Here is an 18,963-nt window from a genome sequence, read left to right as displayed (position 1 = left end):
TTAAGAATGGTTACTTACAGCATTAATAAAAACTTCATTCATACTTGGTATTCTTTCGTCGAATGATCTCACTTTACCTACCTGTACAAGATCAAGAAGAACATTATTCTGGCTCTGCTCATTTTTCAGGTCAAAAGAAACAAGATTATTTTCATTGGATAAATTGAAGATCTCATATTTATTTCTGAAATTTTCAAAGTGATCATTGCTTACTTCAGAAAGCGTAATCCCAAAAATATTTTTCTTAAATTTTTCTCTTACATCAAAAACTCTTCCGTCAATAATCTTCTTTGAATTGTTGATCAACGCAACATAATCACACATTTCCTCCACACTTTCCATTCTGTGGGTAGAAAGAATGATGGTCGTTCCGTTATTTTTAAGGTCAATGATCTGATCTTTAATTAAGTTGGCATTCACCGGATCAAAACCTGAAAACGGCTCATCAAGAATTAAAAGATGAGGCCTGTGAAGAACAGTAACTACAAACTGGATTTTTTGAGCCATTCCTTTAGAAAGTTCAGAAAGCTTTTTCTTCCACCATTGGTCGATGTTCAGCTTTTCAAACCATTTTTTGGCTTCATTCAAGGCATCACTTTTTTTCATGCCTTTCAGTTCCCCGAAATAGAGAATCTGGTCACCAACCGTCATGTTTTTGTACAGTCCTCTTTCTTCAGGCATATAGCCAATATCTTTAATATGACCTGGATTAAGCTTTTGGCCATTGATATGGATTTCTCCGGAATCTGCCTGAGTAATTTGGTTAATGATACGGATAAAAGAAGTCTTTCCGGCTCCGTTAGGACCTAAAAGGCCATAAATACTGCCTTTCGGGACATGGATGCTGAAATCATCCAGGGCGACCTTTTTTCCGGCATTATAGGTCTTTTTAATATGTTCAGCTTTTAGCATTAAATTGTTCTTTTTTACTATTAGTATGAAAAAGTCCCGAAAGTTACGGAAATATTAAAACAGAATTAATGTAAAAAGAAAAAATCCTGATGATTATCAGGATTTTAATTTATTGTTTCACGATTTGAGTAACTTTCTGTGTGTTGTCACTTAAAATATATCGGATCATATATTTTCCGGGCTTTAATTTTTCAATATTAATCTCTCCGGAATTCATATTCACCGTATAATTAGCGACCTGCATACCCAAAATTGAATAAAAAGTCACGCTTTTGATTCTTAAAGAAGAATCTTTTGCCTTAATGATAAGGAAATCCTTTGCAGGATTTGGATAGGCAAGCAATACGCCGTCATCCGCCTTTTGAGTGGTGGAACCCGGCTCTCTAAGCTGAGCTTTGAAATTGTTGGAAAAACCAACAAAAGTGCCTACAAATAGAAATAAAAGTAAAAGTTTTTTCATCAAATTTATAATTTCTCGAATATATATAACAAATGTAATACATTCTGCAATTTCGTACAATAGTTTTTTGCAGAACTTATATTAAATTTGTAGAAACTTATTCAAAAAGTATTCCAAAATGATACATTCAAGAAATAGAAGACTTAGAGTTAATGAATCTATCAGAAGTCTGGTAAGAGAAAATGTGCTTACAACTGATGATTTTGTAATGCCGATCTTCGTAATGGAGGGCGAAAACAAGCAGGAGGCAATACCGTCTATGCCGGGAATTTTCAGGCGCAGTATAGATTTAACGGTGAAGGAATGTAAGGAATTATTTTCTTTGGGGGTAAAAGCTGTCAATTTGTATATGAAAGTGTCAGAACATCTGAAAGACAATACAGGAAAAGAAGCCTGGAACAAAGACGGATTGATGCAGAATACGATCAAAGCCATTAAAGATGCCGTTCCGGGAATGATTGTGATGCCCGATGTAGCTTTAGATCCTTATTCAATCTACGGACACGATGGAATTATTGAAAACGGAAAAGTTGTAAATGATGCTACCAATGATGCACTGGCAAGAATGTCGGTATCTCATGCAGAAGCAGGAGCTGATCTTGTAGCACCAAGTGATATGATGGATGGCAGAGTAATGGTCATTCGTGAAGCTTTGGAAGAAAGCGGATTTACAGATGTAGGAATTGTAAGTTATGCTGCCAAATATGCAAGTTCTTTCTACGGCCCTTTCAGAAGTGCTTTAGACAGTGCTCCGAAAGATGATATGGAAATTCCGAAAGATAAAAAAACATATCAGATGGATTTCCACAACTCACGCGAAGCCCTGAATGAGGTATTTAAAGATATAGATGAAGGAGCTGATGTAATTATGATTAAACCAGGACTTCCGTACCTGGATATCGTTTCCAAAGTACGTGAAGCCATCGATCTTCCGATTGCAGTATACAATGTAAGTGGAGAATATGCCATGGTAAAAGCAGCGGCTCAAAACGGCTGGCTGGATAACGACAAAACAATCATTGAAAGTTTGACTTGTTTTAAAAGAGCTGGTGCAGATATGATCTTTACTTATTTTGCAAAAGAAGCAGCTATTCTTTTAAATAAATAATGATTAAATTCATTCCAATAAAAAAGAGACTACTCAATCGGTAGTTTCTTTTTATTTCTAATGAGGTGATGATAATTTTTTACAACCATCCTTTTTTTCCATAGACATACGTATCATCGAATTGTTTATCGCTCATAAAAAGATATAAAATACCTTCGATAAAAGGAATAACAGAGGCAGCACCAAAAGTAACGATATTCAGAAGCAGCTGAATAATTCCCTCCTTCGTATATCCAAGATAAAATTTATTTAAAGCCAGCCATCCCACAAGAATTCCCAATATAGCAGCAGGGATTTTCTTTTCTGAACGGTAGGGAACATTGCTTTGCTGGTTTTGCACATTTTCTGTTTTTGTATAACCGTAATTTTCCATTTCTTACTATTTATAATTGATTGATGTTTTACGATAAGTAGATTAAAGTAGTGAAAAGTTACAATAGGTTGTAAATGAATAAGTTTGCGTTTAACGTAAACAAGTTGATATTAACCTATAAGTGAAGTTTATATTTTTGATATATTTGCCCTATGATTTTACGAGGAGAAAACTTAATCAAGGAATACGGTCCTAAAAAAGTTGTAAAAGGCGTTTCTGTACAGGTTCAACAGGGAGAAATTGTTGGTTTGCTGGGTCCGAACGGAGCAGGGAAAACCACATCGTTTTATATGATTGTAGGGTTGGTTAAGCCCACTTTAGGAAAAATTTTTCTGGATAAGCAGGAGATTACTACCGATGCTATGTACCGAAGAGCCCAGAAGGGAATCGGGTATCTGGCTCAGGAAGCTTCGGTTTTCAGAAAACTATCTGTAGAGGAAAATATCATGGGCGTATTACAGCTGACCAAGCTTTCAAAACGTGAACAGCAGATCAAATGTGATGAACTGATTGAAGAGTTTTCTTTACAGCACGTTCGTAAAAACAGAGGTGATCTTCTTTCCGGGGGAGAAAGACGTAGAACCGAGATTGCACGCTGTCTTGCCACAAGCCCGAACTTCATTCTTCTGGATGAGCCTTTCGCAGGGGTAGACCCGATTGCCGTAGAAGATATTCAGAAAATCGTAAGAAGTCTTGTTGATAAAAATATCGGAATTCTGATTACCGACCACAACGTACAGCAAACCCTGGCGATTACCAATAAAACCTATATTATGTTTGAAGGAAAGATCCTTAAAGAAGGACTTCCGGAAGATCTTGCCAATGATCCACAGGTAAGAGAAGCCTATCTGGGTGAAAACTTCGTGTATCAGAGTATTTTAGATAAGCCTAAAAAGAAGAAATATGCTTACAATATCTGGGCTGGTAATTTTGATTCCAAAGCACAGCTGCAGGCATTTGTCAATGAAAATTTCAGTCAGTTTGATGATCTGAGACGGATGTACGGTTTTGAAGATATCAGTTTTTCTTCACTAGGAAACCCTGAAATTAAGCATATCTTTGATGAAGTTATAGATAAGAATGCCAACAACTCATTTATTTTCCAGAAGAAGGAAATCAATTCCCATTATTCTTTAGAACAGGCAGAAGCAGAGTCTAAAGAAGCCAGCAGAAAAGAACTGCACTACCTTACAACTTATGTATTTGAAGGATAAAATATAAGCATTCACTTGCTGAACATGATAATAAAACGTACCTTTTTCTTTTGAAAGCGGTACGTTTTTCATTTAAAATGATTTCTATGGCTAAACCTTTTAACAGAACTGTCACCTTATTCGGAATCTATAAACAGCTTGTCCCGTTCATCAGACCTTACAGACCTATGATTTACGGAACCTTGTTTCTTACTTTTCTGGGTGCTCTGGCAGCACAGGTGAACCCGATTGTTCTGAAATACACGGTGGATGAAGTCACTAAACTTACGCATCTTCCGCATCCGATGTCGGAGGGAATTCATATTCTCATTATTATTTCCATTATTTTACTGGGGAAAGAATTGTTGAACATCTTTATCAACTTCGGACAGAAATTTTATGGCGAAAAAATAAGGATCAATGTGAGCTCCGTGCTGGCACAATCAGCCATTGATAAGATTTTGACCTACAGAGTTGCTTATTTTAATGATGAAAACCATGAGTCCGGAAAATTACAGATCAGAATAGACCGCGGAATAGAAAGTCTGACAAGATTGGTTCAGAACTTTTTTATTGATATCCTTCCTCTTTTTTCCAATGCCATTATTGCACTCATCATTATGTATATGCAGAATGTGTATGTAGGGCTCGTTTCTACCATCATTGTTCCGATTTATTTCTACATTAGTTCTCTGCAGGCCAAAAAACTGGGTGGAGTGAGACGCCAGCTTAGAAATCAGAGAGAAAAAAAGACCTCCGGACTTTTGAACCTGATCAATTCTATTATGGTCATTAAAAGTTTTGTCCGGGAAAAATTTGAAGGGAAAAAACAATATGACCTTCAGATGGAGCTGATGGAAAGCCAGATGATCACAAGAAGAACCAATTTTATTTATGATGGTTTAAAAACTTTTATTGAGCAGTTCGGTGTTGTTTTGATTATCCTTTTAACCGTTTATCTTGTACTTGACCAGCAAATGACCATTGGAGCAATTATGCTTCATATTATGCTTTTCAACAATGTTTCGGCACCGATCCGGCAGCTTCACAGGATTTATGATGATATGAACGATGCCATGATCTATGCCGAAGGATATTTCGATATTTTAAATGCAGATAGTGAGACAGAATCAAACGGTACTTTTGTAGAAAAAGAAATCAAAGGAACTTTTGAATTGAAGAATGTTGATTTCACCTATCCCAACGGTACAAAAGCGTTACATAATGTTTCCATGAAAATTGAAAACGGAAAAACGACTGCTTTGGTAGGATTGAGCGGTGCAGGAAAGTCAACGGTTATCAATCTTTTGTGTAAATTCTATCTTCCGGATTCCGGGGAGATTCTTTTGGATGGAGTCAACCTTAATGAATATGAAAATACTTTCCTGAGAAGTGATCTTGGGTTGGTACTTCAAAAAAATCATATCTTTCAGGGAAGCATAGAAGATAATATCCGTTACGGAGATATGAATGCCGGTTTTGAAAAAATTCAGGAGGCTGCAAAAAAAGCTTATCTGCACGATCAGATCATGGATCTTCCTGAAAAATATCAGCATGATGCTACTCAGCTTTCAGGAGGACAGCAGCAGAGAATTGCCATTGCCAGACTGTTCCTTAAAAATCCACCGATTATTTTTCTGGATGAACCAACAGCCAGCCTTGATGCTATTGCCACCGAACAGATCAAGAATTCTCTGGATGCTATTAAAGAAGGACGAACGGTGATCATCATTTCCCATTCTCTTTCACAGATTCTGGATTCAGATACGATTTATGTGATGAAAAAAGGCAGAGTGGTGGAAAATGGAACTCATGATGAATTATACAATAAAGAAGGAACATACCGTGAGATTTTTGATGCCTCAGCCCGCAGTCTTAATCTCGATAAACTGGTGAATACTTTTAAAGAAAATTAAAGTCAAAAAGCCATCTCATTTATAAGTCATACCTCAAAAAAGAATTTTAGCTTTGTTCCATCATGAACGATCACTATTTAAAAAAGCTCGATAGGGTAACGGCTATCCTTACCCAGTTGCAGTCGAAACCTGTTGTACGCGCTCAGGATCTGGCTGAAAAGTTTGATGTAAGTATCAGAACTATTTACCGTGATGTAAAAACCCTGGAAAATGCGGGTATTCCTATTGTTGGAGAAGCGGGAAACGGCTATTCTTTAATGGAAGGCTATAAGCTTCCTCCGATTATGTTTACCAAAGAAGAAGTGTTAAGTTTCATTACTGCTGAAAAGCTGATGCAGAAATTTTCCCACCAAAGCTTAGGAAATCATTATCAGGCTGCCATGGAAAAAGTACGTTCAGTACTGAAATATTCTGATAAAAATCTGATTAAAAATATCGAGAAGCAAATAGATGTTTTCAGTTTTCATACAGATTCCGGAGATTCTCTTAAAAACGTAATTCCTATTATTCTCGAAAGTATTGCGGAGAAAACCCAGCTCAATATCAGGTATAAAACCGTAGATGAAAGAGTAAACAACAGAACGATTGAAACAGTCGGGATGTTTTTCGAATTTAATTTCTGGTATATCATGGCCTACTGTACCTTGAGAAAAGATTTTAGACAGTTTCGTATCGACCGAATTCTGGAAATCTCAAAAACACAGAATCCTTTTTTACAGGAATACGGACAAGTGAATGATTACCGTAAAAAAGCAAACGGAAATAAGGTTAAAGCCAAACTGCTGGTTGATAAAAAGATCATGAATCATCTTGTAAATTCTAAAAAATATTACGGACTGATAGAAGAAGTGGAAACCGAGCAGGGGATGGAACTCACGTTTGAAACAGAGTGGATCAGTGACGGATTTCCCCGCTGGCTCATTACTTTTGCAGATTATGCTACCGTTCTGGAACCGGAAAGTCTTCGCATCCGTTTGAATGAACTGCTTGTAAAAATGGTTGAAAGACATCAATAATAAAACCCCAACAAGACTGTTGAGGTTTAAAGACTTAATTGAGGCAATAAATGAAATGGTTTAAGGAAAAGGCAGAATTGCAAATAAGAAAATTTGTTGTGTCGCAAAAAAAGATATAAGTTTTGTTTATCCTTTCTGCAATCTTACCTTCCCATTGTATTAAAATCTCTCCCAGAAGAAAGGTGGTTCAATTCCTAAAGCTCTTAAATAAACATATCCCTGTCCACGGTGGTGGATTTCGTTATCAATAAAATAAAGGATATTCTCATACACCGGGAATTCATATTGTCCGAACAGGTTGAATACTTCCTGGAAACGCTCTTCAGAAATTTGATTGAAATAGTGGTTGATTACTTCTGTTTCTTCATCCCACTTTTTTAATAACTCTTCTTTAGTTGAAGGATTGAAGCCTTCTTCATTATAACCTTCCATATTCCCTTCAATGATTCCTTTCAAAGCAGGACCTGCAATGCTGATCATCTCTGTGGCAAGTTTGGCAAAAGGTCTCATTCCTCCAACGGAAAATTCAAATAATTCTTTTTCAGGAAAAGCTTCAATCACTCTTCTTGTAAGATTTCTGTGTCCCTGCCAGTCTTTTAATAACTGATCTGTAGTCATGAATTGTTTAGTGGCTGTTGCTGTAGTTGTCATAATGTTTTGTTTTTTTGTTTGTTGTTGATACAAAGGTAAGAGAGGGTTATGACAACAGTTTGTCAGCAGGATTTTTCATATTGAAAAAATATTTTTTTCTTTGCTAAAATATCCAGGCCTGTTTTTACGTTAGAAAAGAGGATATTAATAAAAAAATCGCTATTATTAGAATTATGAAGAAGTATATTTTGCCTGTTATTACTGGTTTTTTATTAGTATCATGCAATAAGATTGAGGAAAAAATTGACCAGACTGTTCAGAAAACAACCGAAGCAGTACAACAAAAAACACAGCAGGCTGTAGAAGAAACAGTAAAGAAAACAGTCAATGAATCTATAAATTCTTTAGCCAACGCTGAAGACGTAAAGTTTAATACCGTTTTCCCTGGTACAGGGGCTTCCATTGTTTCTGAAGAAAAAGGAAAGAAAATTAAAATTCCGGGAAGACCAGAAGGATATATCTTTAAATATAAAGCCGACATTGCAGTGTTGCTGCCATTTTTGGAAAGTCAGCCAACGTCTGATGAAAATAAATCTGATAAAACTGCCAGAAAGATTGATGGCCAGAACATTATTGATAAAATAAGCTTTCTATCAAAATTTCTTCCTGATAATACATTTGATACCAGTATTCTCGAAGATATTAAATCCGATAAAAATATTCAGTACTATAAGCTGAAAAGATTTCCGAACAGTAGTACCATTATCTACAACCCAAAAAATCAGACCATCATACAATACGTAGAGGTAAATAAATAATTTGGATATGGCCGGTTTCTCCTGGCCATTTTTTTATTTCCATTCATTTTCCGGTCATTGCGAGCCAAAGCGAACCCATCTTAACTCATTGAAAATTACCTTTCAGAACGAATAAAATCATGTTTATTTGTGATGTTAACTAATTAATTTTTTTATACAAATATGATGTTGTTGATTTATATTTTTTCATGTTATTAATAATTCACTTTACGTTTCGAGTATTAATTCCTATTTTTATTAAATGGCATAGTTTTCGCAATTATGAAATATAATTGTTATTATATTTTTTATTTTCATGTTTAATGTTAATTTTTTTACTAGTTTTATTGAATAATTAACAATCAACATGAAGGAAAATTTATTGAATAGAAAAATCTATGTCTTAGTATTAAGCGGAGCTGGTGTTATGGGATATGCTCAGGACAGCATAAAACAAAATAAAATAGACGAAGTGGTGGTGACCACGGGGAGAACTAAGCCCAGAACCATCATTACCTCAGCAATTCCTATAGACAATATTTCAGCAGCGCAGCTAAAATCTACAGGACAGGTTACTTTTGACAAAGCTTTAACCTATGCTGTTCCCTCTTTTAATTCATCACAACAAACTGTTTCTGATGCCACGGCCCATTTTGATCCGGCAGACTTAAGGGGTTTGGGGCCTTCCAGAACATTAGTTTTAGTTAATAATAAAAGAAAAAATCAAAGTGCTCTCATTTACGTAAATGATACACCGGGAAAAGGTGAAGTAGGTACAGACCTGAAAAGTATTCCTTCAGCAGCCTTACAAAACGTAGAGGTCCTGAGGGATGGAGCATCTGCACAATACGGATCTGATGCTATTGCAGGAGTGATCAATATTATCCTTAAGAATGGTGTTGGGAAAAGCACAGTGAATCTCTTTTCCGGAATTACTTCAAAAGGAGACGGTTTTAATATCGGTGCAGATTTTAATACAGGAATCAGGGTTGCAAAAACAGGAAGCCTGAATATTACCTTAGGATTTTCTTCCCAAAATAAAACGAACCGCGCAGGTTCTGTTACAAAAGATGAACTTTTTGGTGTAGATAATGCCTGGACTCAGGCCAATCCCGGTTTAGGAATGATCATCGGGCAACCGGAGACCAAAGTGGGCAATATGTTTGTAAATTTTGAATTGCCAACAGGTGAGACGGGTAAATTTTATGCTTTTGGGGGTACAACTTATAGAAATGGGACCAGTTTCGCTTTGTATAGAACACCCTATTGGGTACCGTCAGATTTTGGTTTATTAACTCCAAAAGGGCAGGTTTACAATGGATTTCAGCCGGAATTTAAAACAGATGTTTATGATTATAATTTAACCTCCGGATGGAAAGGAATGTTTGGAAAATGGAGTTTTGACGGGAGTGCCACCTTTGGCTCTAATGCAGTAGATTATGTAGTAGGAAATACCATTAATACATCTTTGGGTGCAAAGTCACCAACAAGTTTTAAGGCAGGTGGTCATCAGTTCAGTAATATTATAGGAAACATAGATGTCAGCCGGGATTTTGGTGCGCTTGTTTTAGGAGCCGGAGTTGAGGTGCGCAATGAAAACTATCAGGCTAGGGCAGGAGAAGAAGCCTCTTATATGGGAAGTGGCGCAGAATCATTTCCGGGACTGCAGCCTCAAAATGAAGTCAATAAAAACCGTCAGAATATCGGAGCCTATTTCAATGCTGAATGGGATGTTACAAAAAACTTATTAGTTGGAGGAACGGTGAGATATGAAAACTTCAGTGATTTCGGAAATAATGTTTCCTGGAAAGGAAATGCAAGATATAAATTGCTGGATGATAAATTGGTTTTCCGTGGATCTGTTTCTACAGGATTCCGTGCACCTTCCTTACACCAGATATATTATTCCAATGTTCAGACCAAAATTACAGGGAATACGGTAGCCAATCAAGGTACCTTTAATAATGACTCTCAAATTGTAAGATCTGATCTTGGTGTTCCAAAATTAAATGCTGAAAAAGCCTTTAACATTACCGGGGGATTGGCCGTAAAACCTTTTAAAAACCTTACTATTACAGCAGATTATTACAGAATAAAAATTGAAGACCGTGTACTTTTTTCAGGAGATATTGGATACAAAACCGGAGCTCCCGGAAGTCCGGACCTGTCAAACCCTGTGGAAGTCATATTAAACAATAATAAAATAACTTCCCTGAAGTTTTTCACCAATGCTGTCAATACAGTTACTCAGGGAGTAGACTTTGTCGCGAATTATTATACTTCTGCTATTGGAAAAGGAAGATTAGGCGTTATTGCTGCCTTCAATTATAACGAGACTAAAATAGTAGATAATATTGCCGTTCCGTCTATTTTGGCGCAAAATGGCTATTCAGAAAACTTTTTTGACAGAAAGGAACAATCCAGAATTACTTCTGCAAGGCCAAAAACAAAAACAATCCTTAGTCTGTCTTATGACATTACAAAGTTTAATTTTAACCTTAATAATACTTACTTTGGTTCTGTTACATGGCAGCATGCCACTGATCCTGCCAAAGATCAGACATTTTCCGGTAAGGTGGTTACAGATATAGTTTTAACCTATAAAATTACGAATGACCTTAAAGTTTCCGGAGTTGTAAATAATTTATTTAATGTTTACCCGGACGTCATAGACAGCAAAGGAGATGTAGTGACAGATCTTGGAGGAAGATTCAAGTATCCATGGGAGGTCAACCAGTTTGGATTTAACGGAACCACTTTTCAGCTTAATGTCAATTATACTTTTTAATCTAAAAGAAAAAGTAACTCAAAAGAAACAAAACTTAACTATGCAAATATTTAACTGACATTAATTTTTAATGTCAGTTTTATTTTTTCAGGCCGGACAGGAAGCTATTACTACATTTTACTTTTTACATTGTATAAAAAAAGGTATTTTAGTACTATGAAAATTTATACAAAGACAGGAGATAAAGGTCAGACTGCACTGTATGGTGGAACAAGAGTTTCCAAAGCCAGTGCAAGAGTAGACAGTTATGGAAATATAGATGAGCTGAATTCATTCATAGGGATTGCAAAAAGCCATATCGAAGATGAAGAAGTGCTGAGACAGCTGAAGAAAATCCAGTTTGATTTGTTCACTGTAGGTTCAGAAGCGGCAACACCTGTGGATAAGCTGATGCTTGCCAATGGGAAATCCCGCCTTCCGATCATTATTTCAGAAACAGAAATTGAGGAACTGGAACAATGGATGGATGCTTTTGATGAAAAACTGGAGCCGCTTCAGTATTTTATTTTGCCAGGTGGAGGAAAATCGGCAACTTTTTTACACGCAGCAAGAACCATCTGCAGAAGAGCAGAACGTTCACTGGTATTTCTGAATGAATCAGAAGAAGTACGTCCCGAATTAATTAAATATTTAAACAGGCTTTCAGATTATCTTTTTGTATTGGCCAGATACATATCAAAACTGAACAACGAACCGGAAGAATACTGGAATCCGAATGAAAGATAAAGCAGTACTTTTCATCAACGGAGATGCTCCAAAATCATTACCCAGCCCTGAAAATTATGAATTGATTGCCTGCACAGACGGTGCCTTTCATTATTTAAAAAGAATGGGATTTCCTTTGGATAAGCTGGATTTTATATCCGGCGATTTTGATTCGCACTCCGGATCAGATGAAGATATGTATGAGGAAAAATTTATCCTTACATTAGATCAGGAAAAAACAGACTTTCATAAGGCTCTGGAAATTATTCAGGAAAAAGGTTTTTCAGCAGTTGATGTTTTTGGAGGAAGCGGTGGTGAGCAGGATCATTTTCTTGGAAATCTTACCGTTGCTTTTGCATTCAAAGACCTGATGAATATTAAATTTTATGATGAGTTTTCAGAATATTATTTTATTCCCAATCATTTTACATTGAGAGGAGTGAAAAACAGGATGATTTCTCTTTATCCGTTTCCATCAGTGAATAATATCACGACAAAAGGTCTCAATTGGCCTTTGACTAATGAAAGCCTTAGCATTACTTCAAGAATAGGAACCCGGAATTTTGCCGTTGAAGATGAGGTTTCTATAGAGTATGAATCAGGAGATGTCTTGTTTTTTGTAGGGATCAAGGAGATTGAATATCCGGCAATTTATTAGAGTGATTATTATCAATAGAAATGGACCTTACCTATTGTAAAAAAAGACTGTCATTAAACACAAATTACACCAATGTTTTTCACAAGTGGCACGAATTTTTACATCAATAGAAACGGGCAATAATCCTGAGCTTAGACGAAGGAAGCTCGTTTAATAAAATACAAGAATCCATTGGCTTCAGCCAAAACTTATTAAAAACCATTGAATAAACTAATCAGAATATCAGTTTTCACCATTTCATTATGCTGTATTTTCTCATGTAAAACACAGCATTTTGAAACACCTGAATATGGTAAAAATGAAACTGAAAAAGTGATCCCGATCAGGAAAGTAACCAATTTCCGTACGGTAGGAAATATCAAAAATACAGATGGAAGAACTTTAAAAGAAGGGAAATTTTACCGGAGTGCCCATCTTCATAAGCTTAAAAAGAAATCTTTTGACGATTTTGAAAAACTGGGAATCAAAGAAATTATTGATCTCAGAAACTCCAGGGAAATTGCTCAAAAGCCCGATCAGCTGCCTTCGGAAAATGTTTACAAAAACTTCTCAGCATTTGAAGATGAAGGAGACCAGCTGGCTCAGGCCAAAAAACTTGTTCTTAAAGGTAAAGTAAATGCTTCCGATGCTGATAAAAGAATGATCGATTTCTACCGTGAGTATGTTACCAAAAATCCGGAAATGATAAAAAGAATTATTACGGAAATACTGGAATCCAAAGATCCTATCCTTTACCATTGTACCGCAGGAAAAGACAGAACCGGAATTACCACCGCATTAATTCTTACCATTCTGAAGTTTGATAAAGAGACTGTTTATAATGAATATCTTTTATCCAATAACTACAGAAAAAATCTTGTTCAAAAAAGATTACGCCTTGCCCATACTTTACATTTCCTCTATCCGAAGATGGATTTACAGGTGCTGGAAAAACTCAGCTGGGTAGAAAAAAGATACCTTGATGCGGCTTTTGAGGAGATCAATAAAAAGTATGGCTCTACAGATGTCTATATTCAGCAGGTATTAGGGATTTCAGATGCCAAAAGAAAAGAATACATTCAGAAGTTTACGTATTGATTATCAGAGATAAATTTTTCTGAGATTCAATATCGGGTGTTAATTTAAAATTATAATAATTTTAACACCTAAAAATGAAACTTTTTTAGCAATTTTGCATTTCTTAATTCACTTGTTTAGAAATGAAAATAAAGTACTCGGAACTTATTGATCAGACATTATATTTTCCTACGGAGGAATTTAATGTTTCTGAGAACAATTTGTTGTTTCACGATATTCCGTTAATGGATGTTGTTGAACAATTTGGCACCCCGCTAAAGATTAGCTACCTGCCGAGAATTTCTCAAAATATTCAGAAAGCGAAAGGCTGGTTTAAAGAAGCTTTTGAGAAAACCGAATATAAAAAGAATTATACCTACTGCTACTGTACAAAATCCAGTCATTTTAATTTTGTATTGGAAGAAGCCCTGAAGAATGATATTTCAATAGAAACATCTTCAGCTTATGATATGGATATCGTAAAATCTCTTTATGAGAAGGGTAAGGTAGATAAGAATATCGAAGTGATCTGTAATGGTTTTAAAACCGATGATTATCTGGCAAAGATTTCAGATATGATCAATAGCGGATTTGAAAATATTACCCCGATTCTTGATAATTACAGAGAGCTGGATAAGCTTACTGAAAGTATTGATTCCACTTTTGATATCGGAATCAGAATTGCATCAGAGGAAGAACCGAAGTTCGAATTCTATACCTCAAGATTAGGAATCGGATATAAAGATATTATTCCTTATTACAGCCAGAAGATCGCGGAACATCCGAACGCAAGACTGAAAATGCTTCATTTCTTTATCAATACAGGGATTAAGGATACAGCATATTACTGGAATGAATTGTATAAATGTCTTCGTGTATATGCACGTCTGAAAAAAATCGCTCCGGAGGTGGATTCACTGAACATAGGAGGTGGTTTCCCAATTAAAACTTCTTTGAATTTTGATTATGATTATCAGTACATGGTGGAAGAAATCGTTTCTCAGATCAAAAAATTCTGTGAAGAGGAAGGAGTAGAAGAACCTAATATCTATACCGAGTTCGGAAGCTTTACCGTAGGGGAAAGTGGGGCCAATCTTTATAAAATCATTTCTCAGAAACGTCAGAACGACAGAGAAAAATGGAATATGATTGATTCTTCTTTCATGACCACTCTTCCTGATACATGGGCCATTTCAAGACACTTTATCATGCTTCCGCTTAACCGTTGGGAAGATACATATGAAAGAGTATTCTTAGGAGGACTGACTTGTGATTCGGATGACTATTATAACTCTGAACAGCATACCAATGCCATTTATTTACCTGTTTTCAGTGATACAAAACCTTTGTATATCGGATTCTTCCATACCGGAGCTTACCAGGAAACAATCGGAGGATATGGCGGAGTACACCACTGTCTGATGCCTCAGCCGAGACACGTCCTGATTCAGAAAGATGAAAACGGCGAATTACAATATGAGATTTTCCGCGAAAAGCAGGAACCTGAAGATGTATTGAAACTTCTTGGGTATAAATAATTTATATCAATAGTAACGGGCTTTAGCCCGTTTACAATCAATAGAAAAATCAATTTGGCTTTAGCCAAAACTTATAGAAAACAAAAGCTCTCAGTTTTTCTGAGAGCTTTTTTATTTTAAAAATATTTTGAAATTTTATCCAGTTCCAGATCTTCATAATCAGAAACTACAGTGTCTGCCAACGTGTAATCCTGATTTTTAGAATGAGGACTTCTGTATGCGGCACAGAAAATTTTTGCTCTGTGGGCTGCCAGAATTCCGTTGGTAGAGTCCTCAATCACCATACAGTTTTCAACAGGTTCTCCTGCCATTTCTGCGGCCAGTAAAAAAACTTCAGGATGAGGTTTTGATTCTTTTAAATCCGCACCACTAATCTTTCCGCTGAAATATTGCTCCAGTCCGAATTTTTCAAAAACCATATTGATGGTTACCATTGTTGCAGAAGAAGCCAGAATCAGCTTGACTCCGTTTTCGTGATAATGCTCGATCAGTTTTCTTACTCCCGGAATTAAATCAAACTCATCATCATTGTAAAAATAATCCTTGAAATGAGATCTTTTGATTCCAGCAATGGCTTCATAAGTCTGATCTAAATTAAATTCATTAATCAATGTTTCAGAGACTCTTTTGGTGGAAGCACCAGTAAAAGAAGTGTACAGCTTCTCGGAAACTACGATTTTCAGTTCGTCAAAAGTTTTGAAATAAGCTTTTCTATGTAATGGTTCCGTATCTACAATAACACCATCCATATCGAAAAGTACAGCTTTTAAAGGCATATAATGAGTTTTATACAAAAATAGTTATTTGAGTTGAGAGTGGAAAGGGAAGAGGTAACAGATAATAGATGATAGATGATAGATGATAGATGATAGGTTTTAGGTAGCAGGTAATAGACTGCGAGTGGTAAATTCTGATCCTCATAAACTCTCCTACACTCTTACTCTCCAACTCATAAACTCTTTGTATCTTTGTGGTCAATATTTCAATTTTAAAACATTAAAATTTTTAAATAAAGCATGAGAACATACGCAGGAATTCCCGAAGAAAACGCAACGTTAGAGAATTCGAAAGTAATGTTGGTAACTGTTCCTTATGACGGAACTTCAACATGGGGGAAAGGAGCTGATAAAGGTCCGGAATTATTCTTAAACGCTTCTGAAAACATGGAGCTTTATGATATTGAAACGCAAACAGAACCATACCTTCAGGGAGTTTACTTAGCAGGAGAAGTGTCTGAAAACTCTAGTCCGGAAGCAATGACGGAAGCTGTTTATCAGAAAACAAAAGAGCTTTTGAACAATGACGGTAAATTATTTACTCTTTTCGGTGGAGAGCACTCTGTTTCTATCGGTTCTATCCGTGCAGTAGGAGAAAAATTTGAAAATTTAACGGTACTTCAATTAGACGCTCATACAGATTTACGTCCAGAGTTTCACGGTTCTACTTCCAACCACGCTTGTGCTGTTTTTGAAGCCAATCAAAAGCATAACCTGGTGCAGGTGGGAATCCGTTCTATGGATATTGAAGAAGCGCAATATTTACCTGAGGGAAGAGTATTCTTTGCTCACGAAATTGCCAACAACGAAAACTGGATCAACGATGTACTGGAGAAAGTATCAGGAAATGTGTATATCACGATTGATTTAGATGCTTTTGATCCTTCTATTGCCCCATCTACAGGAACTCCTGAGCCGGGTGGATTACAATGGTATCCAACGTTGGAATTATTAAGAAAAGTATTTGAAAAATGTAACGTTGTAGCATTTGACATTGTAGAATTAATGGATTCACCAATGGCTAAGCCAACAGCTTTCCTGTCTGCAAAGTTATATTACAAAATGCTTGCTTACTACGATATTTATAACAACAACTAATATTCCGCAAGAATCGGATTTTTTCTGCCGTATATTCTTTGGAAATTTGTGAGGTAAAAACAATAATATGATGTCCACACAAAGTCAGATAGATTATAACAGAATTGCCAAGGCGATAGAATATATCCGGAGCAATTTCAGGCTTCAGCCAAGTTTGGAGGAAGTGGCAGAGAATATTCACTTAAGTCCGGCTCATTTCCAGAAAATCTTTACAGATTGGGCAGGAACAAGTCCGAAAAAATTTTTACAGTTCATCAGTCTTGAACATGCTAAAAATTTATTGAAGGAAGAAAAAGCAAGCTTGTTTGATACCGCCTATGAGACAGGACTTTCAAGTACAAGCAGGCTTCATGACCTGTTTGTAAAGATTGAAGGAATGTCTCCGGCAGAATATAAAAACGGAGGAAAAAGCCTTAGTATTCATTACAGTTTTTCCGGAAGTCCTTTCGGAAATATCTTAGTAGCTTCTACAGAAAAAGGAATCTGTTATATGGCTTTTGAAGACGATAAAGAAAAAGCATTCGGGGAACTGAAACAAAAATTCCCCAATGCTTCTTTTATTGAAAAACAGGATGCCCTTCAAAAGAACGCACTGTCCATATTTGATAAAGACTGGACAAAACTCAACACAATAAAACTACACTTAAAAGGAACCGATTTTCAGTTGAAAGTATGGGAAAGTCTGCTGACTATTCCGATGGGTAAACTGTCTACTTATGGCACTTTAGCCGAAAAAATAGGAAATCCTAAAGCCTCCAGAGCTGTGGGAACAGCTGTGGGAAGTAATCCGGTTGCATTTCTTATCCCATGCCACCGCGTGATTCAGTCTACAGGACATCTCGGTGGATATCGCTGGGGAAGTGACAGGAAACAGTTGATAGTAGGCTGGGAAGGATCACAGGTATACTCGTAACGTATTTTTACCACAAAAGATTTTATAAAGGATCATATTAATAAAACGGACTAAAGTCCATTCCTATTGATATAAAAATTCGTGTTATTTGTGAAAAATATTGGTGTAATTTGTGTTTAAATATAAAAATCATATATACATTTTACATTGTACGTTTTACCAAAAAACATTTAATTAGAATATTATGATGAGCCTTTTCGAAGAAATATCAGATTATCCACTGAATATCCTTCCCCATGATGGAACCGTTCATTATTATGGTAAGGTTTTCTCCAAAGAACAATCAGATTTTTACTATAAATATCTGCTTAATCAGATTCCGTGGGAGAATGATGAGGCGGTAATCTTTGGAAAACTGATTTTAACCAAAAGAAAAGTGGCCTGGTTTGGAGAAAAAGCATTTGAATACACTTATTCAAAAAGAACAAAATATGCCCAATTCTGGACTCCCGAATTACTGGAACTGAAGAAAAAATGTGAAGAAGTGTCGGGAGAAACCTACAATTCCTGTCTGCTTAATTTGTACCACGACGGAAGTGAAGGAATGGCCTACCATAGCGATGGCGAGACAGATCTGAAAAAACATGGAGCCATTGCTTCTCTGACCTTCGGAGCCGAAAGAAAATTTTTATTTAAACATAAAGTAACCAAAGAAAAAGTTGAGATATTCCTCGAAAACGGAAGTTTATTAATTATGAAAGGAACTACCCAAGACAACTGGCTTCACAGGCTTCCACCCACTACAAAAGTGAAAACTCCAAGAGTAAACCTGACTTTCAGAACCATTGAAGAATAGTTTTTAAGAGAAATTTTATCCATAACGTTTGTCACTCCGAAGGAGTCCTAATGATGCTTTATCTAATGGCAAGCTGTTTATGCAGACTTTAGAGAATTACGCTTATCATTTCCATCAATAGAAGTGGGCTTTAGCCCACTTAAACCAAAAGAACAAAATCATCCGGCTTTAGATTCTGTGTTAACTTCCAAATATTTTTTATACATTTATATTTATAAAAGCGACCTTGAGTTAGCTTGCGTAGGGTGAACGTCTTTGATTTTTACCCT

17 protein-coding genes and 1 pseudogene are annotated in these 18,963 nt (G+C 36.1%); 13 read left to right on the top strand and 5 right to left on the bottom strand.

Going from position 1 to position 18,963, the window contains the following annotated elements:
• Window positions 1-912 (bottom strand): ABC transporter ATP-binding protein, encoded by a 912-nt coding sequence (locus AC59HC_RS20010; RefSeq protein ID WP_496559229.1) that lies wholly within the window; start codon window positions 910-912, stop codon window positions 1-3.
• Window positions 913-1,021: 109 nt separating this feature from the next.
• The gene (locus AC59HC_RS20005; RefSeq protein ID WP_110009998.1) at window positions 1,022-1,372 is read right to left on the bottom strand and encodes a T9SS type A sorting domain-containing protein; all 351 of its coding nucleotides are present in this window, start codon (window positions 1,370-1,372) and stop codon (window positions 1,022-1,024) included.
• Window positions 1,373-1,490: 118 nt separating this feature from the next.
• Between AC59HC_RS20005 and hemB the strand changes: the two genes are divergently transcribed.
• Entirely contained in the window at window positions 1,491-2,480 is a 990-nt protein-coding gene (gene hemB, locus AC59HC_RS20000; protein ID WP_062674069.1) for a porphobilinogen synthase, read from the top strand.
• A gap of 79 nt (window positions 2,481-2,559) precedes the next feature.
• On the opposite strand, the gene AC59HC_RS19995 is transcribed toward hemB, so the two are convergent.
• Window positions 2,560-2,853, bottom strand: coding sequence for a TM2 domain-containing protein (locus tag AC59HC_RS19995; RefSeq protein WP_496559228.1), 294 nt, complete (start codon window positions 2,851-2,853; stop codon window positions 2,560-2,562).
• A 152-nt stretch (window positions 2,854-3,005) separates the two neighbouring features.
• Here AC59HC_RS19995 and lptB point away from each other — a divergent pair.
• The 3 genes and pseudogenes from lptB to AC59HC_RS19980 form a co-directional block, all read left to right on the top strand.
• A pseudogene (lptB, locus tag AC59HC_RS19990) lies at window positions 3,006-3,731 on the top strand (LPS export ABC transporter ATP-binding protein); the annotation flags it as partial.
• Between the two features lie 503 nt (window positions 3,732-4,234).
• Window positions 4,235-5,962, top strand: a complete 1,728-nt coding sequence (locus AC59HC_RS19985; RefSeq protein ID WP_395974892.1) for an ABC transporter ATP-binding protein — start codon at window positions 4,235-4,237, stop codon at window positions 5,960-5,962.
• 62 nt (window positions 5,963-6,024) lie between these two features.
• Entirely contained in the window at window positions 6,025-6,978 is a 954-nt protein-coding gene (locus AC59HC_RS19980) for a helix-turn-helix transcriptional regulator (RefSeq protein ID WP_496559227.1), read from the top strand.
• A 159-nt stretch (window positions 6,979-7,137) separates the two neighbouring features.
• Here AC59HC_RS19980 and AC59HC_RS19975 read toward each other — a convergent pair whose 3' ends face one another.
• Window positions 7,138-7,629 (bottom strand): DinB family protein, encoded by a 492-nt coding sequence (locus tag AC59HC_RS19975; RefSeq protein WP_110009992.1) that lies wholly within the window; start codon window positions 7,627-7,629, stop codon window positions 7,138-7,140.
• A gap of 173 nt (window positions 7,630-7,802) precedes the next feature.
• On the opposite strand from AC59HC_RS19975, the gene AC59HC_RS19970 reads away from it, so the two are divergent.
• The 6 genes from AC59HC_RS19970 (at window position 7,803) to AC59HC_RS19945 (ending at window position 15,111) form a co-directional block, all read left to right on the top strand.
• Window positions 7,803-8,387: a hypothetical protein gene (locus tag AC59HC_RS19970; protein WP_496559226.1), complete on the top strand. Its 585-nt coding sequence runs from the start codon at window positions 7,803-7,805 to the stop codon at window positions 8,385-8,387.
• 346 nt (window positions 8,388-8,733) lie between these two features.
• Complete coding sequence (locus AC59HC_RS19965; RefSeq protein WP_496559225.1) at window positions 8,734-11,154, top strand: TonB-dependent receptor plug domain-containing protein; 2,421 nt, start codon at window positions 8,734-8,736, stop codon at window positions 11,152-11,154.
• Between the two features lie 156 nt (window positions 11,155-11,310).
• Complete coding sequence (locus tag AC59HC_RS19960; protein WP_034699206.1) at window positions 11,311-11,880, top strand: cob(I)yrinic acid a,c-diamide adenosyltransferase; 570 nt, start codon at window positions 11,311-11,313, stop codon at window positions 11,878-11,880.
• Window positions 11,870-12,517, top strand: coding sequence for a thiamine diphosphokinase (locus AC59HC_RS19955; protein ID WP_411413562.1), 648 nt, complete (start codon window positions 11,870-11,872; stop codon window positions 12,515-12,517). The genes AC59HC_RS19960 and AC59HC_RS19955 overlap by 11 nt, the downstream gene beginning before the upstream one ends.
• 201 nt (window positions 12,518-12,718) lie before the next feature.
• Window positions 12,719-13,594, top strand: a complete 876-nt coding sequence (locus tag AC59HC_RS19950; protein WP_496559224.1) for a tyrosine-protein phosphatase — start codon at window positions 12,719-12,721, stop codon at window positions 13,592-13,594.
• A gap of 122 nt (window positions 13,595-13,716) precedes the next feature.
• A complete protein-coding gene (locus tag AC59HC_RS19945; RefSeq protein WP_002977177.1) occupies window positions 13,717-15,111 on the top strand; it encodes a type III PLP-dependent enzyme domain-containing protein in 1,395 nt (464 codons plus the stop codon).
• Between the two features lie 116 nt (window positions 15,112-15,227).
• On the opposite strand, the gene AC59HC_RS19940 is transcribed toward AC59HC_RS19945, so the two are convergent.
• Entirely contained in the window at window positions 15,228-15,887 is a 660-nt protein-coding gene (locus AC59HC_RS19940) for an HAD family hydrolase (RefSeq protein ID WP_429813046.1), read from the bottom strand.
• Window positions 15,888-16,127: 240 nt separating this feature from the next.
• Between AC59HC_RS19940 and speB the strand changes: the two genes are divergently transcribed.
• The 3 genes from speB to AC59HC_RS19925 all read left to right on the top strand — a co-directional run bounded on the left by speB (window position 16,128) and on the right by AC59HC_RS19925 (window position 18,694).
• Window positions 16,128-16,985 carry an agmatinase gene (gene speB / locus AC59HC_RS19935; protein ID WP_062674087.1) on the top strand — a complete coding sequence of 286 codons (858 nt, stop codon included), beginning with the start codon at window positions 16,128-16,130 and terminating at the stop codon, window positions 16,983-16,985.
• Between the two features lie 70 nt (window positions 16,986-17,055).
• Window positions 17,056-17,898, top strand: coding sequence for a bifunctional helix-turn-helix domain-containing protein/methylated-DNA--[protein]-cysteine S-methyltransferase (locus tag AC59HC_RS19930; RefSeq protein WP_496559243.1), 843 nt, complete (start codon window positions 17,056-17,058; stop codon window positions 17,896-17,898).
• 187 nt (window positions 17,899-18,085) lie between these two features.
• Window positions 18,086-18,694: an alpha-ketoglutarate-dependent dioxygenase AlkB family protein gene (locus tag AC59HC_RS19925; protein ID WP_496559242.1), complete on the top strand. Its 609-nt coding sequence runs from the start codon at window positions 18,086-18,088 to the stop codon at window positions 18,692-18,694.
• Window positions 18,695-18,963: the final 269 nt, after the last annotated feature.

The sequence above is a fragment of the Chryseobacterium sp. DZ-32 genome (assembly GCF_059587025.1).
This window is presented reverse-complemented; position numbering and strand designations above follow the sequence as displayed.